General features: G+C 43.7%; 24 protein-coding genes, 1 tRNA gene and 1 other annotated feature. Of the genes, 21 read left to right on the top strand and 4 right to left on the bottom strand.

What is annotated here, in order from left to right; translation table 11 throughout:
* Positions 1-6: 6 nt before the first annotated feature.
* The 3 genes from IGJ74_RS11260 to IGJ74_RS11250 form a co-directional block, all read right to left on the bottom strand.
* Positions 7-429, bottom strand: a complete 423-nt coding sequence (locus IGJ74_RS11260; protein ID WP_005235304.1) for an HIT family protein — start codon at positions 427-429, stop codon at positions 7-9.
* Between the two features lie 340 nt (positions 430-769).
* Positions 770-843 (bottom strand) — tRNA-Arg (locus tag IGJ74_RS11255).
* Between the two features lie 145 nt (positions 844-988).
* Positions 989-1,687, bottom strand: a complete 699-nt coding sequence (locus IGJ74_RS11250; RefSeq protein WP_034872576.1) for an O-methyltransferase — start codon at positions 1,685-1,687, stop codon at positions 989-991.
* A 576-nt stretch (positions 1,688-2,263) separates the two neighbouring features.
* Here IGJ74_RS11250 and IGJ74_RS11245 point away from each other — a divergent pair.
* The 4 genes from IGJ74_RS11245 to leuD are packed head-to-tail and all read left to right on the top strand — an operon-like array spanning position 2,264 to position 6,795.
* A complete protein-coding gene (locus tag IGJ74_RS11245; RefSeq protein ID WP_016612263.1) occupies positions 2,264-3,784 on the top strand; it encodes a 2-isopropylmalate synthase in 1,521 nt (506 codons plus the stop codon).
* A complete protein-coding gene (leuB, locus tag IGJ74_RS11240; protein WP_218192956.1) occupies positions 3,781-4,845 on the top strand; it encodes a 3-isopropylmalate dehydrogenase in 1,065 nt (354 codons plus the stop codon). Before IGJ74_RS11245 ends, leuB begins: the two co-directional genes overlap by 4 nt.
* Complete coding sequence (leuC, locus tag IGJ74_RS11235; RefSeq protein WP_218192957.1) at positions 4,826-6,208, top strand: 3-isopropylmalate dehydratase large subunit; 1,383 nt, start codon at positions 4,826-4,828, stop codon at positions 6,206-6,208. The genes leuB and leuC overlap by 20 nt, the downstream gene beginning before the upstream one ends.
* The gene (gene leuD, locus IGJ74_RS11230) at positions 6,208-6,795 is read left to right on the top strand and encodes a 3-isopropylmalate dehydratase small subunit (protein WP_218192958.1); all 588 of its coding nucleotides are present in this window, start codon (positions 6,208-6,210) and stop codon (positions 6,793-6,795) included. Before leuC ends, leuD begins: the two co-directional genes overlap by 1 nt.
* Positions 6,796-6,812: 17 nt before the next feature.
* Here the strand turns inward: leuD and IGJ74_RS11225 are convergent, their stop codons facing one another.
* A complete protein-coding gene (locus tag IGJ74_RS11225) occupies positions 6,813-7,466 on the bottom strand; it encodes a uracil-DNA glycosylase (RefSeq protein WP_034872574.1) in 654 nt (217 codons plus the stop codon).
* 169 nt (positions 7,467-7,635) lie between these two features.
* Positions 7,636-7,706: a sequence feature (ribosomal protein L21 leader region), on the top strand.
* A 19-nt stretch (positions 7,707-7,725) separates the two neighbouring features.
* Between IGJ74_RS11225 and rplU the strand changes: the two genes are divergently transcribed.
* The 17 genes from rplU (at position 7,726) to IGJ74_RS11140 (ending at position 22,172) form a co-directional block, all read left to right on the top strand.
* Positions 7,726-8,034: a 50S ribosomal protein L21 gene (rplU, locus tag IGJ74_RS11220; protein WP_005225751.1), complete on the top strand. Its 309-nt coding sequence runs from the start codon at positions 7,726-7,728 to the stop codon at positions 8,032-8,034.
* A 26-nt stretch (positions 8,035-8,060) separates the two neighbouring features.
* Entirely contained in the window at positions 8,061-8,405 is a 345-nt protein-coding gene (locus IGJ74_RS11215) for a ribosomal-processing cysteine protease Prp (protein ID WP_005225752.1), read from the top strand.
* A 12-nt stretch (positions 8,406-8,417) separates the two neighbouring features.
* Complete coding sequence (rpmA, locus tag IGJ74_RS11210; protein ID WP_003126181.1) at positions 8,418-8,711, top strand: 50S ribosomal protein L27; 294 nt, start codon at positions 8,418-8,420, stop codon at positions 8,709-8,711.
* 109 nt (positions 8,712-8,820) lie between these two features.
* Positions 8,821-9,285, top strand: a complete 465-nt coding sequence (locus IGJ74_RS11205) for a GNAT family N-acetyltransferase (RefSeq protein ID WP_005235322.1) — start codon at positions 8,821-8,823, stop codon at positions 9,283-9,285.
* Positions 9,286-9,748: 463 nt separating this feature from the next.
* The gene (gene phnD / locus IGJ74_RS11200) at positions 9,749-10,684 is read left to right on the top strand and encodes a phosphate/phosphite/phosphonate ABC transporter substrate-binding protein (RefSeq protein ID WP_005235326.1); all 936 of its coding nucleotides are present in this window, start codon (positions 9,749-9,751) and stop codon (positions 10,682-10,684) included.
* A 95-nt stretch (positions 10,685-10,779) separates the two neighbouring features.
* The gene (gene phnC / locus IGJ74_RS11195; protein ID WP_005235328.1) at positions 10,780-11,568 is read left to right on the top strand and encodes a phosphonate ABC transporter ATP-binding protein; all 789 of its coding nucleotides are present in this window, start codon (positions 10,780-10,782) and stop codon (positions 11,566-11,568) included.
* Positions 11,565-12,347 (top strand): phosphonate ABC transporter, permease protein PhnE, encoded by a 783-nt coding sequence (gene phnE, locus IGJ74_RS11190; protein WP_005235330.1) that lies wholly within the window; start codon positions 11,565-11,567, stop codon positions 12,345-12,347. Before phnC ends, phnE (IGJ74_RS11190) begins: the two co-directional genes overlap by 4 nt.
* On the top strand, positions 12,344-13,135 hold the full coding sequence (gene phnE, locus IGJ74_RS11185) for a phosphonate ABC transporter, permease protein PhnE (protein ID WP_016612248.1): 792 nt from the start codon (positions 12,344-12,346) through the stop codon (positions 13,133-13,135). Before phnE (IGJ74_RS11190) ends, phnE (IGJ74_RS11185) begins: the two co-directional genes overlap by 4 nt.
* Positions 13,136-13,280: 145 nt before the next feature.
* Complete coding sequence (locus tag IGJ74_RS11180; protein ID WP_008378502.1) at positions 13,281-14,189, top strand: diacylglycerol/lipid kinase family protein; 909 nt, start codon at positions 13,281-13,283, stop codon at positions 14,187-14,189.
* 97 nt (positions 14,190-14,286) lie between these two features.
* Positions 14,287-14,820, top strand: a complete 534-nt coding sequence (locus tag IGJ74_RS11175) for a GNAT family N-acetyltransferase (protein ID WP_034872572.1) — start codon at positions 14,287-14,289, stop codon at positions 14,818-14,820.
* A gap of 230 nt (positions 14,821-15,050) precedes the next feature.
* Positions 15,051-17,825 (top strand): sigma-54-dependent transcriptional regulator, encoded by a 2,775-nt coding sequence (locus tag IGJ74_RS11170; protein ID WP_016612246.1) that lies wholly within the window; start codon positions 15,051-15,053, stop codon positions 17,823-17,825.
* Between the two features lie 229 nt (positions 17,826-18,054).
* Positions 18,055-18,549, top strand: coding sequence for a PTS system mannose/fructose/N-acetylgalactosamine-transporter subunit IIB (locus IGJ74_RS11165; protein WP_026008065.1), 495 nt, complete (start codon positions 18,055-18,057; stop codon positions 18,547-18,549).
* Positions 18,550-18,617: 68 nt separating this feature from the next.
* Complete coding sequence (locus IGJ74_RS11160) at positions 18,618-19,610, top strand: mannose/fructose/sorbose PTS transporter subunit IIA (RefSeq protein WP_008378493.1); 993 nt, start codon at positions 18,618-18,620, stop codon at positions 19,608-19,610.
* A 30-nt stretch (positions 19,611-19,640) separates the two neighbouring features.
* A complete protein-coding gene (locus tag IGJ74_RS11155; protein WP_008378492.1) occupies positions 19,641-20,444 on the top strand; it encodes a PTS mannose/fructose/sorbose transporter subunit IIC in 804 nt (267 codons plus the stop codon).
* Positions 20,445-20,464: 20 nt separating this feature from the next.
* A complete protein-coding gene (locus IGJ74_RS11150) occupies positions 20,465-21,376 on the top strand; it encodes a PTS system mannose/fructose/sorbose family transporter subunit IID (RefSeq protein ID WP_005235347.1) in 912 nt (303 codons plus the stop codon).
* Positions 21,377-21,492: 116 nt separating this feature from the next.
* Complete coding sequence (locus tag IGJ74_RS11145; protein WP_005235348.1) at positions 21,493-21,858, top strand: DUF956 family protein; 366 nt, start codon at positions 21,493-21,495, stop codon at positions 21,856-21,858.
* Between the two features lie 74 nt (positions 21,859-21,932).
* Positions 21,933-22,172, top strand: a complete 240-nt coding sequence (locus IGJ74_RS11140) for a GlsB/YeaQ/YmgE family stress response membrane protein (RefSeq protein ID WP_005225767.1) — start codon at positions 21,933-21,935, stop codon at positions 22,170-22,172.
* Positions 22,173-22,197: the final 25 nt, after the last annotated feature.

The following is a 22,197-nucleotide window of genomic DNA, read 5'->3' as shown; positions in this document are numbered from 1 at the left end:
TTTTGTTTAATCTCCCTTACTATCTGTTTCAGAGGTCAAAAATGCCGCTGCTTCCTCTAAAGAGAGCGCTGCTCCATTGAATGTGGGCCACGCATTGATACCGTCACATTTTTTTCTCGGAATCAAATGAAGATGAAAGTGAGGGACTGATTGACCCGCTGCTTGATTTGCTGCGCTTAGCAAATTAATCCCATCAAATCCTAAGCGAGTGACACAATGATCTGCTATTTTTTGAACCGTTTGAATGAGGTGAGCAAGAAGAACGGGGTCGCAATCTAAAATACTGGTGTAATGTTTTTTAGGAATAACCAGCATATGATAATCCACGTCTTTGGCATGATCAAGGAAGGCGCAAACACTGTCATCTTCATGGATTACATGGCTTTTTATTTTTCCAGAGACGATGCGGCAAAAAGGACATTCTTCCATCAAAATTCCTCCTATGGAATAAATTTTGTTAGTTGTGTTCGAGAAGTATAATATCTAAAAATGTGAAGCTACGGGATTATGGGAAACCATAAACGATCTTTGTAATTAAGCCGCTCTTTGAGAGGATAATATCATATTTATTTAGCAGTTAAAACTATATGTGATAATTAATGATGTTTTAGATAATTAGTTAATAGGTTGTTTGCAAAAGAAAAGCACCGTGCTGCTGATTTGTGGTAAAAGTGACGTTTGAAAAAAGTGGTTTTTAAAAATTTATCAAAAAAAATCGTTAGGAATCAAGATTCCTAACGATCTGCTAGTGCAATGCACGATAATATAACGTTCCAGGAGGGATTCGAACCCCCGACCGTTCGCTTAGAAGGCGAATGCTCTATCCGGCTGAGCTACTGGAACAAATAATTTTCAGCGAATGCTCACTTCGCCTAAGCTGTTGAAATCAATCAGCAACAAATAACATTATAGAAAAAGGGCGCAGCAATGTCAATCGCTTTTCGCCCTTTTCTTATTTTTTCTTTGAAAAAAGGAAGCGCAGCTGCCCTCAACCTTTCTCAGGTTCCTCAAGAATTACGCTATCTGCTTCTTTCGTAATGAGAATCACACCATCTCCTAAAGGGACAAGCGTGGAGGTCAGCTGAGGATGGTTCATCACGGTATCCAAGAAAAGATTCAATTTGCGATGGATCGCTCGCTGGTTACGAGGGATTTCTTCGATGGGGTGTAGAATCGTTCCAGCTTGAAATACGTCATCCACCATCAGCACACCGCCTTTGCGTAATAGACGCAGACATTCTGGTAAAAATTCAATGTATTTTGATTTGGCGCTGTCCATGAAGATAAAATCATAAGGGCCACTCAATGTAGGTAGGACGTCTGCCGCTTGTCCTTCTAATAGCGTGATTTTTTCTTCATTTCCTAAGCGAGCGTAGGTTTCTTTGGCTTTGCGGATCATGACGTCAAAGCGATCGATCGTTGTGACATGACCATCTTTCACACATTGCGCCATCAAGCTTGAAGAAAAACCGATCGCTGTGCCGATCTCAAGGATTTCTTTTGGCTGGAGCTGTCCTAATAAAAACTGCAAAAAGACCACTGTTTCATGTGGGATGATTGGCACTTCTTTTTCATGAGCGGCTTGCTCGATTTCACCAAGTTCGCCGGGTAATTGCTTTTGTTTTTCACGCATAAACGCCACTAGTTCTGGTTTGACTACTGGACGATGCATCATTTCGTTGCGCATCTTCATCCTCCTAATTTATCGCTGCCCCTTATTATACGAATAACTCACCTTAAGTTCAATCTTTTCGAGTCTTTGGAACAACAAAAAAACCAGTCATAAGACTGGCAGGATAAAGGGGTGAAAAATATTTTTGGGATATTTCTATCATAACGGTGTTATGTGGAGGTTTGGTTAAAATCCTGTGAAGATCTCGTCAGGTTCTGCTTAAATTTTCATCAAGGAAGAAAAGCAACCCATCAACAGGGCAAAAACGAACTTTTTATCGAAATATTCAGAAAATTCAGGGAAAAGTGTTGACAGAGGAACCTGCTGTTTGGTATCTTCATAACAAGATAAAAAAAGTGATAGGTGACGACGATGGATAAACGATTGAAACAAACAGCTGCATTTTTATTATTATTATCGTAAGGACTCTTTTTCTATGACCCGCCTTTTTTAAGGCATCATTTGAAGAGTCCTATTCGCATTGCATGAAGGAAACCCTTTATGGAGTGCTTTTTTTATACCATTTTTTCAATTGTGTTTGAATGAGGTCGCGCCAAGCGTGCTCCTACCACTGCTAAGGAGGAAATAGTGATGAGAAAAATCCAGTTTTTTGATACGACATTGCGAGACGGTGAACAGACCCCGGGAGTCAACTTTAATACGAAAGAGAAGGTTCAACTGGCGCTGCAATTAGAAAAATGGGGCATTGATACGATCGAAGCAGGTTTTCCGATTGCATCAGAAGGAGATTTTCAAGCAGTCAAAGCGATTGCTGGGGCGGTGACGAAAATGACCGTTGCAGGACTTGCCCGTTGTCAGAAAAAAGACATTGATCGTGCCTATGAAGCTCTTTATCAAGCCGTCGATCCACAGATCCATGTCTTTCTAGCAACGAGTAAGGTGCATCGCCAGTACAAGCTGAATATGACGAAAGCAGAAGTACTCGCTTCCATCAAAGAACATGTGGCTTATGCGCGTGAACGCTTTGAAAAAGTTCAATTCTCGCCAGAAGATGCCACCCGCACCGATAAAGCCTTCTTGCTTGAGGCGGTTCAAACAGCGATTGATGCCGGCGCGACGATCATCAATGTGCCCGATACAGTAGGGTTTACCAATCCTACGGAATATGGAGCGCTTTTTGCCTATTTGATCGCCAATATCAAAAGCGAGCAGCAGATCACTTTTTCTTCCCATTGTCATGATGACTTGGGAATGGCGACAGCCAATGCGCTGGCGGCTATTGAAAATGGTGCTGATCGGGTGGAAGGAACGATCAACGGGATCGGCGAACGAGCTGGCAATACTGCATTAGAAGAAGTGGCCTTGGCGTTGCATATTCGCAATGATTTCTATCAGGCTACCTCCAACATCAAATTAAACGAAACAAAACGAACCAGCGATCTGGTGGCACGTTTGTCAGGAATCACGGTACCGAAAAACAAAGCGATCGTCGGAGGCAATGCTTATGCCCATGAATCAGGGATTCATCAAGATGGCGTCTTGAAAAATCCTGAGACCTACGAAATTATTACCCCACAGTTGGTGGGGGTAGAAACCAACTCGTTGCCTTTAGGCAAACTTTCTGGCCGCCATGCGTTTGTCGATAAAATGCAGCAACTGGGCTACCAGTTTGACCAAGAAGAAACCAACGAATTGTTTAAACGCTTCAAAGAATTGGCAGATAAAAAGAAGCAAGTGACCGAACAAGATTTGCTGGCTTTGGTGGCCGATCAAGGCCGCAGCCAAGAAGGCGGCTGCGAGTTGGACGCCGTTCAGCTACAATACGTGTCCAATGGCCATCAAGGAGCAGTGGTTTCTATCATCAAAGACGAGGAAAAACAAGTGGCATCAGCCATCGGTGCCGGCAGTATCCAAGCTATCTACAACTCGATCGATCAGATTTTCCAGCAGCAGCCGAAGTTGTTGAATTATGAGATCACTGCCTTGACCAGTGGGGAAGATGCGCAAGCGGAAGTGCACGTGGTCATTGAATGCCAGGAAACCAATGAAAAAATCAGCGGGATCGGCTTAGACTTTGATGTCTTGCAGGCGTCAGCCAAAGCATATGTACAGGCTAGCGCAGCTCTAAAGAATCGAGGTGTCCTTGTTTGAAAAAGATCGTGGTTTTAGCAGGAGATGGCATCGGACCAGAAATTATGGACAGTGCCCTTGCGGTATTGAAAGCGGCTTGTCCTGACCATCTCCAGCACTTTCATTTTGACCAGCGGCCATTTGGTGGAGCGGCGCTGGCACTTACTGGAGAGCCATTGCCGCAAGAAACACTACAAGCTTGCCAGCAGGCAGATGCGGTCCTTTTAGGAGCCATCGGTGATCCAACTTGGGAAAACGCACCGACAACACCCGAGAAAGGACTTTTGAATCTGCGTCAAGCGTTAGGTCTATACGCCAATATTCGACCCATCAAAGTAGTTGATGCGGTGATTGCTTTGTCTCCCATCAAAGAAACGATCCTTCGAGGGACAGATTTTGTCATCGTTCGTGAGTTGACTGGCGGTATCTATTTTGGCGAAAAAGCAGAAAAACCTGAAGAAGCCTACGACATCAATCATTATCACCAAGCAGAGATTCGACGGATTTTGCGTAAAGCCTTTGAGATCGCCCGTACGCGGAAGAAGCGTGTTCTCTCTGTCGATAAAGCAAATGTGTTGGCGACTAGCCGGCTTTGGCGCCGATTAGCGGAAGAAACGGCACAGGAATTCCCGGATTGTCAGTTGACTCATCAATATGTTGATTCCGCCGCTATGAAAATCATCCAAAATCCCAAAGACTTTGATGTAATCGTGACCGAAAATCTCTTTGGCGACATTTTAAGTGATGAAGCCTCGGTTTTGCCGGGGTCATTAGGGGTGCTACCAAGCGCAAGCCATGGTGCAGAAGGGGTTTCTTTATATGAACCGATCCATGGCTCGGCACCGGATATTGCTAGGCAAAATTGTGCCAATCCGGTTTCCATGATTTTGTCTGTCGTGATGATGCTAAGAGAGTCCTTTCAAGAGGAACAGCTGGCAGATACCATCGAAAGTGCGTGTTATGAGGTAATGAATGCGGGGATCTTGACGCGTGATTTAGGTGGGACGGCAACGACAACTGCCTTTACAGAAGCGGTCATTGCACAGTTAGGAGTGAGCAATTATGGGGAAAACGCTGTTTGATAAACTATGGGATCGGCATGTGATCACAGGAGAAGAAGGGCAGGCGCAGCTGCTTTATGTCGATCTGCATATGATCCATGAAGTGACGACGCCGCAAGCCTTCGAAGGCTTGCGGCAAGCGGGACGGACAGTTCGCTGTCCCGAAAAAACCTTCGCAACAATGGATCATAATGTGCCTACCAAAGATATTTTTACCATCACCGATCTGGTTGCAAAAAAGCAAATGGATACGTTACGTAAAAACTGTCATGATTTTGGGATCGAATTGTGTGACAATGGCTCTGCCAACCAAGGAATTGTCCATATGGTTGGCCCAGAAGTAGGCCTGACCCAACCAGGAAAAACGATCGTTTGCGGTGATTCCCATACTGCCACACATGGTGCTTTCGGCGCGATCGCATTTGGGATCGGTACGAGTGAAGTGGAGCATGTCTTTGCGACACAGACGATTTGGCAGACAAAACCGAAACGCATGGGAGTTGAGATCACCGGTCAGCTGCAGCCGGGGGTGTACGCCAAAGATATTATTTTGGCATTGATCGCGACGCATGGCACAGATTTTGGTGGTGGCTATGCCGTAGAATTCTTTGGCGAAACGATCCGCAACCTGACGATGGAAGAGCGCATGACCATTTGCAATATGTCGATCGAAGGTGGGGCGAAAATGTGCTTGATCGCACCTGATGAAACGACCTTTGCTTATGTGAAGGATCGACGCTTTGCGCCACAAGCGTTTGCCAGTGCGGTGACGGATTGGCAAACCCTTTATACCGATGAAGGTGCCAACTATGATGCCCTGATCACCTTAGACGCAGCAACCTTAGAACCTTACATCACTTGGGGCACCAATCCAGAAATGGGAGTACCGGTCAGCGAAACGTTTCCTGAAGTGCGAGATCACAATGATCAGCAGGCCTATGAATATATGGCACTGCACCCCGGACAGACGGCTGCCGATATCCCCATCGAATACATCTTTATCGGATCGTGTACCAATGGTCGTTTGTCTGATCTGCAAGAAGCAGCGGCGATTTTGAAAGGTCAGACCATCAAAGAAGGGGTCACTGGCATTATCGTTCCTGGTTCACGCCCTGTTCGTAAAGCAGCGGAAGCTATCGGTTTAGACAAAGTCTTTATTGAGGCTGGTTTTGAATGGCGGGAGCCTGGCTGTTCCATGTGCCTAGGAATGAATCCTGATAAAGTACCAGAAGGCGTCCACTGTGCCTCCACGTCAAACCGCAATTTTGTTGGACGGCAAGGGAAAAACGCTCGGACGCACCTTTGTAGTCCAGCAATGGCGGCAGCAGCTGCGATTCATGGGCGTTTTGTCGATGTACGAGAAGTGGTTGGAGGTGTTGGTTAATGGAAGCTTTTACGCAATTTGAAGGTACGACGCTGCCTTTGATGAATGACAATATCGATACCGATCAAATCCTACCGAAAAATTATTTGAAGCGCGTTGAAAAAACGGGGTTTGGCGAATTTTTATTTGACGATTGGCGCTATTTGCCGCAACGCAAGCCTAATCCAGCATTTATCTTGAATGATCCAGCATATCAGAACGCTCAAGTCCTCGTCACTGGTGATAATTTTGGTTCTGGTTCTTCTCGAGAGCATGCGGCATGGGCGCTGTTGGATTACGGCTTTAAAGCCGTGATTGCTGGCAGCTTCGGTGATATTTTCTATATGAATGCCACCAAAAACGGGCTGCTGCCCATCGAGCTGCCTTTGACTGTTCGCCAAAGGATCGCCTCGCTGCCTGCTTCTGAAAAAATCAGCATCGACTTGCCGAGGCAATGTGTGATCGTTGCCGGGGAGGAGAATTTCTTTGCAATCGATGCTACCTGGAAACACAAATTGATCCACGGTCTCGATGAGATCAGTATCACCTTGCAGGAAGAGGCGAAAATCACCGCCTATGAGCAGACGATTCCAGCGTATTGGCAGTAGGGCTAGGAGACTGGTCGTTATTCGTCGGCTGGTATTTGTGAAAGAATGTTTCTTAACCCTCGCCAATCAGCTTCGATTTGCGGAGTCAACGTCCGATTATAAAAGATCGCAGCGGGATGATACATCGGCACGATCAGATATTCTTTTTCCGACCATTGATAGCCATCCTTTGTCGGATTGCTTTCTTGAATTTTGGAACGGATCACTTCGCCATGGTGGTCTTTGATATAATAGGCGTTGCCTAATAATCGCTGTAGTCCGATATTGCCAACAGTTGCAATGACGGGCGGATCCACGATGGACAACTCGTAGTCAAGCAGTGGTGCGTGTAGCAAGACTTCCTTTTTGGTAGGTGTCCGATTGGGATGGACGATCTCATGGGCACCGCTGCGCTTGTTGATTCGTTCTTTGACGGAATATGGACGGCTGCGGACAGCGCTGGTGATGTAGACATCCTCACGGGTCAAACCGGCTAAAGCCAACGATTTCATCAATTCTTTTCCTGCTTGTCCGCTAAAAGGAATAAAATTCTCGATTTCGGTTCGACCGGGGGCTTCACCAACGATCATCAATTTGGGCTGCAGCGGTCCTTGACCTGGAACAAATCCTTCCAACGGATAACTGCGGGATGCCTGTTGAACGGCAGTGGCTAATTCTTTGGGGTATTGCATGAAAACTCCTCTCATTCTGTTTCGCTTGTGCTCTTTCTTCTATAGTAATAGAAAATAAAAAATGCACAAAAGGAAATGACTAGTAGCAAAAGAATTCTGTCTTTTCCTTAATTAGTGATTGACTTTAGGAAAACATTTTGATAAAGTTAATCTGTTGTAATTGTGGACTCCACAGCTACAACCGCACAGAACAAGTAGTAAGTACGAAAGTCACTTGGGATGGCGAGTCTAAGTATATTATAAGGAGGTGCTGTAGAGCATGTACGCAATTATCAAAACTGGTGGGAAACAAGTAAAAGTTGAAGTGGGTCAAGCAATCTACGTTGAAAAATTAGACGTTGAAGCTGGACAAAAGGTTACTTTTGATGAAGTTATCTTAGTAGGTGGCGAATCAACAAAAGTGGGTGCCCCAATCGTTGCAGGAGCAACTGTTGAAGGAACTGTTGAAAAACACGGCAAACAAAAGAAAGTCGTAACTTTCAAATACAAACCTAAAAAACATTCACACCGTAAACAAGGTCACCGTCAACCTTACACAAAAGTTGTTATTGACGCGATCAACGCTTAATTCTTACGAAAAGCAGGGTAACGAATATGATCAAAGGGACATTCAAACGAAATGACTCTGGTCGGATTGTTTCTTTTGAACTAGCTGGACACGCACAAGCAGGAGAATACGGCAAAGACATCGTCTGTGCTGCAGCATCCGCTTTAGCGATCAGTGCAGTCAATGGGATCGATGCTTTGGCTGGCGTTGCGCCAAAAGTTGAAGCAGATAACGAAAATGGTGGGTACTTATTAGTCACGCTGCCTTCTCGTTTGACCCAAGAGCAGTCGAATATCGCACAAATTCTTTTAGAAAATTTGTTGATCGGCTTGCAATCAGTTCAAGAAGAGTACAACGATTATATCCAAATCAAAACTACTAAAGAAAACTAGGAGGTGCATCTCATGTTGATGAAAATGAATTTGCAATTCTTCGCTCACAAAAAAGGTGGGGGTTCTACTTCTAACGGACGTGACTCTCAATCAAAACGTTTAGGTGCGAAACGTGCTGACGGTCAAACCGTTTCAGGCGGATCAATCCTTTATCGCCAACGCGGTACTAAAATTTACCCAGGGGTAAACGTAGGTATCGGTGGAGATGATACATTGTTTGCAAAAGTTGACGGCGTTGTTCGTTTCGAACGTAAAGGCCGCGACAAAAAACAAGTATCTGTTTATCCAGTAGCGCAAGAAGCATAAGAAAATGACATCCAGATTACGTAAAAGTAACCTGGGTGTTTTTTTATACACCAATGAAACCGTTTTAACGAAATAGTTATTTATAATAGCTTAGATAAGGAGTGAAGCAATGATTCAATTAAAAGAAATCACGAAGGAAAACTATCGTGCGTGCATGAATTTGAAGACAACGAAGGAGCAAGAAGATTTTGTTGCGCCCAATTGGTACTCAATGTTAGAGGCGATCTATGAGGAACCACGTCAGGCATTTGCCCTCTACAATGGTGAGGATATGGTCGGCTTTCTCTTATTTAGTTTTTACGAAGCGGATGAGGATTATCCAAAAGCTTCGTGGTGGATCGAGCGGTTTATGATCGCAGAAAAATTCCAAAATCAAGGGTTAGGCAGTCAGGCGTTTCTTGCTGGGTTAGATTGGTTCAAAACCCATATCCAAGCGCAAGAATTAAGGATCTCCGCTGTAGATGGCAACGAGATCGCAACAAAGCTTTACGAACGAAACGGCTTTGTCTTGACAGGTGAAATGATTGATAACGAGCATGTACTCTTGTTGCAGCTGCCAACGGATCAAGGGTAAATGACTCTTTCTACAGTAAAAAATGAGGTCAAAAGCAGAGGTTCTTAAGGGGATTCTCTGCTTTTTTTATTGGTGTTTTTCCGGTCAAAAAAGTGTGCCGTCATTTTCTGGCTAGATTTTTCAAGAAATTTTGTGCACTTAGGGTAAGAATTACGAGTATATCCATGCTTTGTTGTTCACAAAGTTCCTTTTGCTATTAACGAAATCTTTACACGTTGACAACACAAACCTTATATTCATTTGATACTCTGAGGAAGTAGAATAAATGGAAAGAAACTTTCGAAAAACGTTGATTATTGAGAATGTGCTCACGAATGATTTTGGTCGAAACACGAACATTATCAAAAAAGAAAACGTTCGTAATTCGAAAAAGATTGTTTTTGATTCGTTGGTTTTTTATAATCAAAAAGGAAAGTTCGGAATTCCGTGAGTTCGATTTTTTTAATGAAAAGGAGAAAAAATGATGAAAGTTTGGAAGAAAACGGCAATGTTTGGTTTAGGTTTGGTGGCAGCAGTTACGCTGGCGGCATGTGGCTCAGGTGGAGCAAGTACTGACTCGGCGGCTGAAGAAGCAGGATATGTACCAGAAAAGTTGACCGTTCAATTTGTTCCATCACAAGCAGCAGAAACATTAGAAGCAAAAGCAAAACCACTTGAGCAATTATTAAGTGATGAATTGGGGATTCCAGTCACTGTGAGTGTTTCCACTGACTACAATACAATCGTCGAAGCAATGGCTTCGAAACAAGTAGATGTCGGCTTTTTACCGCCGAATGCCTATGTTTTAGCAAATGAACAAAGCAATGTTAAGGTGCTATTACAAGCACAGCGTTATGGCATCAAACAGCCTGGTGGGGAATCAACGGATGAATTGGTTGATAGCTATCGTTCAATGATCGTCGTAAAAAGCGGCAGCGATATCAAAGAGTTGGAAGATTTAAAAGGCAAAACGATTGCCACGCAAGATGTTACTTCTTCTGCCGGTTATGTTTGGCCAGTAGCAGAAATGAAAAAAGCAGGCATCGATATCAATACGGATGTGACGACTGTTCAAGTCAAAGGCCATGACCAAGCGGTCTTATCTGTCTTGAATGGCGACGTTGACGCAGCGTTCGTTTTTGAAGATGCCCGCAACACGGTCAAAAATGATTACCCAGAAATCATGGATGAGGTAGAACCAATGTACTTTACCGAACCGATCCCGAACGATACGATCAGTGTCCGCAGCGACATGAGTGAAGAGTGGGACAAAAAAATCCAAGATGCCTTTATCGCGATCGGTAAAGATGAAGAAGGAAAACAAATCATCTCTGATATTTACTCTCATGAAGGATACGTTGTTTCACAAGACAGCAATTTCGACATCGTAAGAGAGTATGCGGAACAAGTCGGACAATAACTAATAGATGAATAGATCGGGAGGGTACCGGTAGTTGAGGTACCCTTTTCGAATGGAAAGCAATTTTTACCTAATGGAAAGAAAGTAGGAGAATCATGGCTCTAGAGAACGAAACGATTATTTCATTTCAGAATGTGACCAAGCAATACCCAAATGGGGTATTAGGTTTGAAGGACTTAAACATCGATATCAAAAAAGGGGAATTTGTCATCGTAGTGGGTTTATCAGGAGCAGGAAAATCAACGATGCTGCGCTCCATCAATCGACTGCACGAGATCACGAGTGGCGAGATTTTAATCGATAGCAAGTCGATCACAAAAGCAAAAGGAAGAGAGCTACGCTTGATTCGTCGAGACATTGGCATGATTTTCCAAAGCTTTAATTTGGTGAAACGTTCGAGTGTCTTGCGAAATGTCTTAACTGGGCGAGTAGCTTATCACCCAACGATCAAAATGTTGCTTGGTTTGTTCCCGCAAGCGGATAAAGAGCTGGCTTATCAATCGCTGCAGCGGGTCAATTTAGCAGAAAAAGTCTATACTCGAGCCGATGAATTGTCTGGCGGTCAGCAGCAGCGGGTTTCGATTGCCCGTGCTTTGACGCAAGAGCCGAAGATTATTTTAGCGGATGAACCGGTTGCTTCCTTAGATCCTTTAACCACTGAAAAAGTCATGAATGACTTAAAACGGATCAATCAAGATCTGGGGATTACCATCGTAGTCAATTTGCATTCTGTCCAATTGGCAAGAGAGTACGGCACGCGGATCATCGGGTTGCGAGACGGAGGCTTGGTTTTTGATGGCCCTGTCAGTGAAGCGACCGATCAGCGATTGAAACAGATTTATGGCAGCGAGATCATAGAAGAGCAGGAAGGGGCAGGACAATGACGACAAATACGTTGCCGAAACGCAGCGGACTATGGAAAAATGTTCTTTGGCTCGTCATTTTTTTAGTGGTATTGTTCGTTAGCGGCTCTATTTCAGGCGTTGATTTGGCACGGTTCTTTAGCAATAGCAGTCAAATGAATGTCATTTTACAAAAGATGGCTCATCCTGATTGGGCATATGCCAAAATCATTGTAGAGCCGATTTTACAAACGATCCAAATGGCGATCATCGGCACGACCTTTGGTGCACTGGCGGCTTTTCCGTTTTCACTTTTAGCAGCACGAAATATCATGACGAATCATTGGATCAGCGGTTGTTTCCGTTTTGTTTTGAATATCATTCGGACGGTACCTGATTTGATGCTGGCGGCTTTATTTGTTGCCATTGTCGGAATCGGTCCCGTTGCCGGGGTGATCTCCATCTCTGTGTTTTCTTTTGGGATGATCACCAAATTGTTTTATGAATCGATTGAAACGATTGATGAAGGTCCGATCGAAGCAATCACGGCTTCTGGAGGATCGAAGTTTGACATCATCCGCTATGCAGTCGTACCGCAAGTCATGAGCCATTTTCTTAGTTACTTGCTTTATGCCTTTGAGATCAATGTGCGGGCATCGACGATTCTTGGGTATATCGGCGCAGGCGGAATCGGTGTTTTCTTACAACGATCTTTAAGCCAATTTCGATATGACCAGACGTCGATTATCGTCTTAGTGATTTTTGCAGTTGTTTTGGTGATTGATACCATCAGTAATAGATTAAGGGAGCGATTGTTATGATGTTGCCAGCAGAACCGAAAAAGAAAAAAATACGGAATTGGCTGATCGCAGTAGTCGTTATCCTCCTTTATATTTGGGCTTTCGCTGGTATACCTTTTGCCGGCGTTAAAGAAAATGTCGGTCAAATTGTCGGCTCAATCTTTTATGGCCTGATCCATCCTGATTGGGGCTATGTTTATACCGGTGATGGCGAAGATTTGATCAGTTTGATGATCGAAACCGTTGCGATCGCCTTTGTAGGTACGTTTTTATCCTCAATATTAAGTATTCCTTTTGCCTTTTGGGCGGCGCGCAGCAAAAACAGCCCTCGCTGGCTATCAGGTTTCGGTAAAATCGTGCTGACGGCGATTCGAACGTTTCCAGAAATCGTCTTAGCGATCATGTTCATCAAAACAGTGGGTCCCGGATCCTTTGCTGGTGTTTTGGCAGTTAGTGTCCATTCCATTGGGATGTTGGCGAAACTCTATAGCGAAGCGATCGAGAACATGGATCACGGTCCTTCAGAATCGGTCGTTAGTGCGGGAGGAAATCGTTGGGATGTGTTAGGCTTTGCGACATTGCCACAATTGATTCCAGAATTTCTTTCTTTTACCTTGTATCGTTTTGAACTGGCTGTCCGTTCAGCTTCGATCTTAGGGATCGTAGGAGCAGGTGGGATCGGTACGCCGATGATCTTTGCCATCAATGCGCGATCATGGAGCCGTGTAGGAATCATTTTATTAGGGATCGTTGTGACGGTCACGATCATTGATTTTATTTCTGGGCGCTTGCGTAAACGATTGGTTTAATAAAATGAGGTGCGTACTCGAAAAAACACAGTCAGCATAGGCTGTGTTTTTTTGCAGCGGATAGGCGGATGTCGTTTAAGACAGGTTTCGTGAAACTTGTTATACTGGATTCATAGAAAATGAACCCAAACAAGGAGGCTGTTTTATGAAAGCATTATTGATCGTCAATCCAAGTTCTGGTGGGGAACAAGCGAAAGAATTTGAGGAGATGGCAGAAGAAAAGCTGCGGGAAGCTTTTTCAGAGGTCGTTGTCAAACATACCGAAAAAGAAGGAGATGCTACACGTTTTGCCTCTGAGGCAGCAGCAGAATTTGACAGTGTCTTCGCAATGGGCGGTGATGGTACCGTCAATGAAGCGGTCAATGGCTTAGCCCCTCATGACAAACGACCAAATTTCGGTTTCTTCCCGCTGGGCACAGTAAATGATTTAGCCAGAGCATTAGCGATTCCACTAGATCCCAAGGAAGCCATCGAATCATTTGCAGTGGATCACACCCGCAAAATCGATATTGGGCAGGTTAATCAAGACTATTTTACCAATGTAGTGGCGATTGGTATGATTCCAGCGGCGATCAACAATGTGGAAGTTGAAGAAAAAACCAAGCTGGGAAAAATGGCCTATTTTGTTTCTGGTCTACGGGAAGTGCGGAAAAATGAAAGTCATCCGTTTGAAGTGACCGCCGAAAATAATGGCGAAAAAACGACGATCGCTGTGGAAAGCAGTACGATGATCGTTGGTTCATCCAATACGATCGGCGGTTTCGAATCTCTTTTGCCTAAAGCGAGTACCGATGACGGCAAATTACATCTGATCTACTTAAAGGATACGAATCTTTGGGAAACTGTCAAAAGCGTGCCTGAGCTTCTCAAAGGAGTTACGGAATCAAATGATGTTCTTGGTTATCAAACTTTTGATAAAGCAACGATTCGTTTGACGGATGGGGCAACGATCGAAACGAATGTCGATGGTGATCCAGGACCTGAATTGCCAATCACAGTAGCGGTGCTGCCGCAACATCTTACCGTGTATTGCGGAGTTGAAAAAGCCCGCTAAATCATTCATAACTAGGAAACGATCCGTCAAAAGCGGATTGTTTTTTTTATTCAGAAAGAGTATACTGGGAAAAAAATTTACTGAAAGAAGGGGTTCTATGACGATACGTTCTGCCACGATTGCAGATGCGCAAGCCTTGACAGCAATCTATGCTTATTATGTAGAAAATACACCGATTACCTTTGAAACGGAGGTGCCATCGGTTCAAGAATTCGCGGAACGCATCGCCAAGACCTTGAAACGCTACCCGTATCTCGTTGCAGAAGAGGCTAGTGGAATTGTCGGTTATGCCTATGCGTCAGCTTATAAAGAACGGGCGGCGTATGATTGGACCGTTGAAGTAACCGTTTATTTAGCGCCGGATGCCAAAGCAAAAGGGCTCGGCACCGCTCTTTATCAAGGGCTTGAAGAAAAACTAAAAGCGCAAAACGTGGTCAATCTGACTGCGTGTATTACAGGAGGCAATCAACAAAGTGAGGCTTTTCATGAGAAGCTTGGGTATCGGAAAGTTGCTGATTTTTCGCATGTCGGCTATAAGTTCAATCAATGGCACGATGTGATTTGGATGCAAAAAGAACTGCAATGGTTTCCTGATCAGGTGCCAACGTTCATTCCCAATGAAAAAGCCTAACACATCCTGACTTTTGAATATCTTTTTTTGGCAAAATGCTTTATGCTGAGAGTAGCATGTGAAAGGACGTTCTATTGTTCTTTCGAACAAAGTATTTTGCTTTTTCTGTGTGGAAAAAAAGTTGCTTTTTTATAGAAAAATGAGTAAAGTATTCAAGTGGAAAAAACAAGGAGGCGAAGCTGTTGGGCAAGCGAATCGAACGGATTTATCAATATATCGTCGAAAATACGATGAGCGGCTTAGGGGAAAAGAAGGGGTTGTCTACTTCAGAAGTTGCCGATCATTTAGCCATTCAGCGCAGTAATGCCAGTAAGGATTTAAATAAGCTTGTCAAAGAAGGGCGCGTCGAAAAAAGCGACTCGCGGCCTGTTCGTTATTGGGCGGCAGGGGTCGATCCCAGCAGTAAGGAAAAGTATGTCCCAAGCTACAAAGAAAGTCGCCCGCAAAGAGAAAAAGCCTTCCCTCAACGAGTACAAGGAAAACCCTCTGACCGAGATATTTTTGCGACGATCATCGGTGCCAACGGAAGTATGAAAAACGCTGTTGAGCAGGCGAAAGCAGCGATCTTGTATCCGCCGAAAGGGCTAAACTGCTTGATCACAGGGCCTACTGGTTCTGGGAAAACGTACTTTGCCCATGCGATGTTCCAGTTTGCCAAAAGCAATCAAGTAATTGCCGATGACAAAGAATTGATCGTCTTTAACTGTGCGGACTATGCAAATAACCCAGAGCTTTTGATGAGCCATTTGTTTGGTTATGTACGGGGGGCATTTACGGGTGCCGATCAAGAGAAGATTGGTATTATTGATCAAGCGGATGAGAGTATGTTGTTTCTCGATGAGATCCATCGATTGCCGCCAGAAGGGCAAGAAATGATTTTTTACTTTATGGATCATGGTACCTTTAGTCGTCTAGGAGAGACGGGCAAAAATCATCAAGCGAATGTCCGAATCGTTGGTGCTACTACCGAAGACCCCAACTCAACGCTATTAGATACCTTTACCCGACGCATTCCCATCAATATTCAACTGCCCTTTTTTGAGAAACGACCCGCATCAGAAAAAGTCGATCTCGTTCGGGTATTAGTCGGGCAAGAGGCGACCCGTATTCAGCGGACGATCTCCTTGACAGAAGATGTGGTCAAAGCGTTGATCGGCAGTGTCAGTTTTGGGAATATCGGTCAATTGAAATCCAATGTCCAGCTAGTCTGTGCACGGGGCTTTTTGAATCATATGCAACAAGATGAGATTGAAATCGATTTGATCGATTTGCCAGAAGGGATTCGTTCAGGATTGATCGTTTTGGGGAATCGCCGCAATGAGCTGGCAGAGCTTTCTAAGATCCTTGAACCGAAGATTAGCATTCAACCGAATCAAAACTTAAACAATATTCAATCAGATTCCTATGAATTGCCTTATAATCTTTACGATATTATCGGCGACAAGGCTGCTCTGCTAAAAGCAGATGGGTTAGATCAAGAAGCGATCAATCATTTTATCTCAACAGATATCAATGTTCACTTAAAGTCTTTTTATAAAGATCACGGGTTTTCCTTTAACTCGGTCAATAAACTAAGTGAATTTGTCGATCAGAAAGTGATCAGTGTAACAAATCAAATCTATGAGCTGGTTCGACAACGCTTAAATTATGATTTTCAGCAAAATTTCATCTATGCCATGAGCTTACACATCAGCTCGTTTTTGAAAAAAATCCATTTGGGAGAAGAACGACAAACCAATGACAATATTCGTCAGATGGTAGCTGATTATCCTCAAGAGTTTGAAGTCGCCAAAGAAGTCCGCGATTTTATTGGTGATAGTTTCCAAGTGGCGATTCCTGAGAGCGAATCTTATTATTTAGCGGTTCTTCTGGTTTCTCTTAGAACCTCTCATTCCTCTGGGAAAATCGGCGTCGTCGTTGCAGCCCACGGCAACAGCACAGCCAGTAGCATGGTACAAGTGGTCAAACAATTGCTGGAAGTCGATCAAGTGACAGCGGTGGACATGCCGTTAGATATGCCCCCGGCTGTGGCGTTGAAAAAAATCGTGGATAGTGTACGGGCAGTCAATGATGGCAGTGGGGTGATCCTCTTAGTCGATATGGGGTCCTTAGCGACCTTTAATAATGAAATCCAACGAGAAACGGGTGTGGCTGTTCGAACAGTCGATATGGTGACCACCTCCATCGTCCTAGAGACGGTCCGTAAAGCGTCAGTGATCGGCACGGACCTCGATCAGCTCTATGATTCATTACGGAAGTTCCGCGGGTATGGAGCGGTCACTGTGGAAGAACCAGTGACACAAAACCACCATCCTAAAGCGATTCTAGCGGTCTGCGCTTCGGGAAAGGGAACGGCGCAGCGCATCAAAGAATTGATCCAAAGCTCATTGTCAAAACGTCAAAGCCAAAATGTCGAAGTGGTGACGTTATCGGTGGCGGATCTGAGGACGGACTTGGATCAGATTCAACAGCGCTACCGTCTGATTGCCGCAACAGGGATCATCGATCCCCATATCGACGCACCGTTTATTTCATTAGAACGTTTTATTGATCAAGATGTTGATCTACTGTTGGATGATATCCTATTAGAGAATGATTTGAGTTTTGAAGATGAAGTACAGCTAGATGATCGGCAGGCGAAAGAAATCTGTGTCCGGTATTTAGAGGAAAACTTTACCTATGTCAATGCGAAAAAAGTAGTAGAGCCGTTGTGGAAATTTGGCGAAGAGATCATTCACGATTTGGATTTGGTAGGGGCGCAGCAAGGCTTTCAGATCAATTTTGTGATGCATGGCGCAGGTATGCTGGAGCGGATCTTACTGCGGCAGCCATTGACTGTTTCTGAAATTGATTTAGCAGCGATGGAGGAGAATCCGCTTTATGGCCAATTGCATGTGCATGTCCAATCGTTTTCACGCTTGATGAATATCGAAGTGCCTAAGACTGAAGAGTACTATCTGCTAGAGCTGATCAAAAACCATCACGAAAAAGAAATGTATTTTTAATTCTTACAAATAATACAGATACACTAAAAAAGATACAGTATTTTTTAGTGTATCTTTTTTAGTGTATTATCTGAATGCTGATTCTTAAGGTTTTTTCAAGAATAGTGTATCGGAAAAACTTGGCACGCTTCTTGCTTCTATATAAGTGGATACAGGAGGTGATTGAAAAAAGAACAGATCCTCAATATGAAAAGCGGATCGATGGATGTAGGAGGCTTGCACAATGGGAATGGATATACGTCTTGCCCGAATCGACGATCGGTTGATTCATGGTCAGGTCGCCACAGCTTGGTCGAAAATGACTGGTATCAATCGAATCATCGTGGTCAGTGATGAAGTCGCAAATGACCAATTACGAAAGTTTCTCTTGAAAGAAGCTGCTCCACCAGGGATCAAATCCAATGTGGTGACAGTAGCGAAAATGCTTGAGGTGGCGCATAACACATTATTTAATACGCAAAAAGTCATGTTATTATTTACCAACCCTCAAGATGTCGTGACTCTGGTTAAAGGAGGCATTGACATTCGTTCCGTCAATATCGGCGGTATGAGTTTTTCAATGGGAAAACGAATGATCACTAATTTCGTGTCAGTCAATGATCAAGATCTTGCTTCATTGCTTTACTTGCAAAACCAAGGCATTGAAGTGGAGATACGCAAAGTTCCAGCTGATCGTAAAATCTTTTTGAAGGATATTTTGGAAAAAGAAGGTAGTCACCCTTAGTTTTTCGATGTTGTTTTTTCTTTCGTATTCGTGTCACATTTTTCAATTTTGATATAGGAGGTAAAAAGATGGTAGGAATTATCCTAGCAAGTCATGGAGAATTTGCTAACGGCATTTTGCAATCTGGTTCAATGATCTTCGGCGAACAAGAAAATGTTAAAGCTGTTACATTGATGCCAAGTGAAGGTCCAGATGACATCAAGGCAAAAATGCAAGAAGCAATTGCTACATTTGACGATCAAGAAGAAGTATTATTCTTAGTTGATCTTTGGGGTGGTACTCCTTTCAACCAAGCGAACAGCTTGTTTGAAGATCACAAAGACAAATGGGCAATCGTTGCTGGTATGAATTTACCAATGGTGATCGAAGCCTATGCTTCACGTTTTTCAATGAATACAGCGCATGAAATTGCTGCGCATATCGTTGAAACAGCTAAAGAAGGGGTCAAGGTCAAACCAGAAGAACTTGAACCAGAAGAAGCTTCAGCACCAAAAGCAGTGCAAGACGATCAACCTAAAGGATCACTTCCTCCGGGAACTGTTCTAGGCGATGGCAAAATCAAAATCGTACTTGCTCGTGTCGATTCACGTTTGTTGCATGGTCAAGTTGCTACAGCTTGGACAAAATCAGTGAATCCATCTCGGATCATCGTTGTTTCTGACGCGGTGGCAAAAGATGACTTGCGTAAAAAACTGATCGAACAAGCAGCTCCTCCAGGAGTAAAAGCGAACGTCATTCCAGTGGACAAAATGATTGAAGTTTCTAAAGACCCTCGTTTCGGGAATACGAAAGCTTTACTATTATTTGAAAACCCACAAGATGTATTACGTGCTGTTGAAGGTGGCGTTGATATTACTGAAGTGAACGTTGGTTCAATGGCTCACTCTGTTGGGAAAGTTGTTGTAAGTAAAGTATTGTCGATGGGTACAGATGATGTGAATACATTTGAAGATTTGAAAGAACGCGGCATCAAATTCGATGTGCGTAAAGTACCAAATGACTCTCGAGACAACATGGATGAAATCTTACGCAAAGCCAAAAATGAATTGGCAAATAAATAGAAACGTATTCAACTAAATAGGAGGTCTATCATGACTATTATATCTATGGTATTAGTAGTACTCGTTGCCTTTTTAGCTGGTATGGAAGGGATCTTGGATGAATTCCAATTCCATCAACCGCTAATCGCGTGTACTTTGATCGGTTTAGTGACCGGTAATTTGGAAGCATGTATCATTTTGGGCGGATCATTACAAATGATCGCACTTGGATGGGCAAATATCGGTGCCGCTGTTGCACCTGATGCTGCATTGGCGTCTGTCGCATCTGCAATTATTTTAGTTTTAGGTGGACAAGGAACTGCTGGTGTTGATACAGCGATTGCCGTTGCGATCCCTCTAGCTGTTGCTGGGTTGTTCTTGACAATGATCGTTCGTACATTGGCTGTGCCAATCGTTCACTTTATGGATGCTGCTGCTGAAGAAGGCAACATTCGTAAAATCGAAATGTGGCACGTGATCGCTGTATGTATGCAAGGGGTTCGTATTGCGATTCCTGCAGCTGCATTGTTGGCTATCCCTGCTGCAACTGTTCAAAACTTCTTAGAATCAATGCCTGCATGGTTAACTGATGGTATGGCTATCGGTGGTGGTATGGTTGTTGCCGTTGGTTACGCAATGGTTATCAACATGATGGCAACTCGCGAAGTATGGCCATTCTTTATTATCGGTTTCGTAATCGCAGCTATCTCTCAATTGACATTGATCGCTATCGGTGCCTTGGCAGTAGCAATCGCATTGATCTACTTGAACCTAACTAAAATGGGCGGATCATCAAATGGAGGCGGCGGCAGCAACACTGGCGACCCTCTAGGCGATATCTTGAATGACTATTAGAATCGAAGGAGGAGAAAAAAATGGCAGAAAAAATTCAATTAAATAAAAAAGATCGTTTAGCCGTAGCATGGCGCTCTACCTTCATTCAAGGTTCATGGAACTATGAACGTATGCAAAATGGTGGTTGGGCATTCTCAATGATTCCAGCAATCAAAAAATTATACAAAACAAAAGAAGACCGTGCCGCTGCTTTGAAGCGTCACTTAGAATTCTTTAATACTCACCCATATATCGCATCACCAATCTTAGGTGTAACTTTAGCGTTAGAAGAAGAACGTGCCAATGGCGCGCCTGTCGATGACGTAGCGATCCAAGGGGTAAAAGTTGGGATGATGGGTCCTTTAGCCGGTGTCGGTGACCCTGTGTTCTGGTTTACTGTACGTCCGATGTTAGGTGCATTAGGTGCTTCTCTTGCTTTAGGCGGAAACATCTTAGGCCCAATCATCTTCTTCGTTGCTTGGAACATCATCCGTTGGGCATTTATGTGGTACACACAAGAATTCGGCTACCGTGCTGGTTCTAAAATCACAGATGACCTTTCAGGTGGTTTGCTACAAGATGTAACAAAAGGTGCTTCTATTTTAGGGATGTTCGTATTAGGGTCACTTGTTCAACGTTGGGTATCGATTTCCTTTGCACCAGTTGTCTCAAGCGTACCGCTTGATGAAGGTGCTTATGTCGACTGGGCGAACTTGCCTTCTGGTTCAGCTGGTTTGCAACAAGCCTTCCAACAAGTAGCTGAAGGCCGTGCATTGACTGATACAAAAGTAACAACATTGCAAAACAACTTGGATCAATTGATTCCTGGTTTAGCTGCACTATTGCTTACTTTGTTATGTATGTGGTTATTGAAGAAAAAAGTTTCTCCAATCGTCATTATTATCGGTCTATTCTTAGTCGGTATCGGTGGACACTTGATCGGATTGTTATAATCTTTTCAATGATAGGTGCTTGGGGAGACCCAAGCATCTTTTTATTTATTCGCCAAACATGCCGCAAACACGTATAATAGGTAACGATAAGACGATATAGAATGGAGTAAGCGCAAATGGTACAATCCCTTAATACAAAAGTTGATTTGACGATCGATGCTACGTCTTTTTTAGGTATCAATGAATACGGCAAAATAATGATCGGCGATAATGCCTTTGAGTTTTATAATGATCGTGACAAACGCAAGTTTATTCAAATTCCTTGGGAAGATGTCGACTATGTGATCGCTTCGGTCTTGTTCAAAGGACGCTGGATCCCACGGTATGCGATTCGGACCAAAAAGAATGGGACATATACCTTCTCATCAAAAGAACCAAAAAAAGTTCTGCGGGCAATTCGCGAATACGTTGACCCAGATCATATGGTCCATTCTCTTGGCTTTTTCGATATCTTGAAACGGGCAATTACCCGTAGAAAATAACAAGAGAGCATATGTTTTTCCAATTGATTCTCAATATGTTACCCTTTTTATAAGAAAGTTTAGGAGGGGTTATTATGCACTTTTTATGGACATTGATCGTGGGAGCGGTCATCGGTTCAATCGGTGGCGCCATCGCAGGAGAAAAACGCGGTTGCATTTTTGATATCGTGGCAGGACTTGTGGGCGCATCAATCGGACAAGGTTTATTCGGCACTTGGGGACCGCAAGTGGCAGGAATGGCAATCGTGCCAGCAATCATTGGGGCAGTCATTTTCGTGGCTGTCGTATCATTCTTTTTGGGACGTAAAAGATAATTATCAAAGAAGCAATCCGTTGATT

Origin of the sequence: Enterococcus sp. AZ009, assembly GCF_050548785.1 — a bacterium.
Classification (GTDB): Bacteria; Bacillota; Bacilli; order Lactobacillales; family Enterococcaceae; genus Enterococcus_D; species Enterococcus_D entomosocium.
Note: the sequence above shows the minus strand (reverse complement) of the source record. Positions and strands in the feature narration are given on the sequence as shown.

Coding starts and splice junctions, on each gene's coding strand:
- IGJ74_RS11140 (WP_005225767.1), top strand. CDS start 21,933: ATGCACTTTTTATGGACATTGATCGTGGGAGCGGTCATCGGTTCAATC.
- IGJ74_RS11250 (WP_034872576.1), bottom strand. CDS start 1,687: ATGCGCAACGAAATGATGCATCGTCCAGTAGTCAAACCAGAACTAGTG.
- IGJ74_RS11180 (WP_008378502.1), top strand. CDS start 13,281: ATGAAAGCATTATTGATCGTCAATCCAAGTTCTGGTGGGGAACAAGCG.
- IGJ74_RS11225 (WP_034872574.1), bottom strand. CDS start 7,466: ATGCAATACCCCAAAGAATTAGCCACTGCCGTTCAACAGGCATCCCGC.
- phnE (WP_005235330.1), top strand. CDS start 11,565: ATGACGACAAATACGTTGCCGAAACGCAGCGGACTATGGAAAAATGTT.
- IGJ74_RS11150 (WP_005235347.1), top strand. CDS start 20,465: ATGGCAGAAAAAATTCAATTAAATAAAAAAGATCGTTTAGCCGTAGCA.
- IGJ74_RS11170 (WP_016612246.1), top strand. CDS start 15,051: ATGAGCGGCTTAGGGGAAAAGAAGGGGTTGTCTACTTCAGAAGTTGCC.
- leuD (WP_218192958.1), top strand. CDS start 6,208: ATGGAAGCTTTTACGCAATTTGAAGGTACGACGCTGCCTTTGATGAAT.
- phnE (WP_016612248.1), top strand. CDS start 12,344: ATGATGTTGCCAGCAGAACCGAAAAAGAAAAAAATACGGAATTGGCTG.
- phnC (WP_005235328.1), top strand. CDS start 10,780: ATGGCTCTAGAGAACGAAACGATTATTTCATTTCAGAATGTGACCAAG.
- IGJ74_RS11205 (WP_005235322.1), top strand. CDS start 8,821: ATGATTCAATTAAAAGAAATCACGAAGGAAAACTATCGTGCGTGCATG.
- IGJ74_RS11215 (WP_005225752.1), top strand. CDS start 8,061: ATGATCAAAGGGACATTCAAACGAAATGACTCTGGTCGGATTGTTTCT.
- IGJ74_RS11175 (WP_034872572.1), top strand. CDS start 14,287: ATGACGATACGTTCTGCCACGATTGCAGATGCGCAAGCCTTGACAGCA.
- phnD (WP_005235326.1), top strand. CDS start 9,749: ATGAAAGTTTGGAAGAAAACGGCAATGTTTGGTTTAGGTTTGGTGGCA.
- IGJ74_RS11145 (WP_005235348.1), top strand. CDS start 21,493: ATGGTACAATCCCTTAATACAAAAGTTGATTTGACGATCGATGCTACG.
- IGJ74_RS11155 (WP_008378492.1), top strand. CDS start 19,641: ATGACTATTATATCTATGGTATTAGTAGTACTCGTTGCCTTTTTAGCT.
- IGJ74_RS11160 (WP_008378493.1), top strand. CDS start 18,618: ATGGTAGGAATTATCCTAGCAAGTCATGGAGAATTTGCTAACGGCATT.
- IGJ74_RS11260 (WP_005235304.1), bottom strand. CDS start 429: ATGGAAGAATGTCCTTTTTGCCGCATCGTCTCTGGAAAAATAAAAAGC.
- leuC (WP_218192957.1), top strand. CDS start 4,826: ATGGGGAAAACGCTGTTTGATAAACTATGGGATCGGCATGTGATCACA.
- IGJ74_RS11165 (WP_026008065.1), top strand. CDS start 18,055: ATGGATATACGTCTTGCCCGAATCGACGATCGGTTGATTCATGGTCAG.
- IGJ74_RS11245 (WP_016612263.1), top strand. CDS start 2,264: ATGAGAAAAATCCAGTTTTTTGATACGACATTGCGAGACGGTGAACAG.
- rpmA (WP_003126181.1), top strand. CDS start 8,418: ATGTTGATGAAAATGAATTTGCAATTCTTCGCTCACAAAAAAGGTGGG.
- rplU (WP_005225751.1), top strand. CDS start 7,726: ATGTACGCAATTATCAAAACTGGTGGGAAACAAGTAAAAGTTGAAGTG.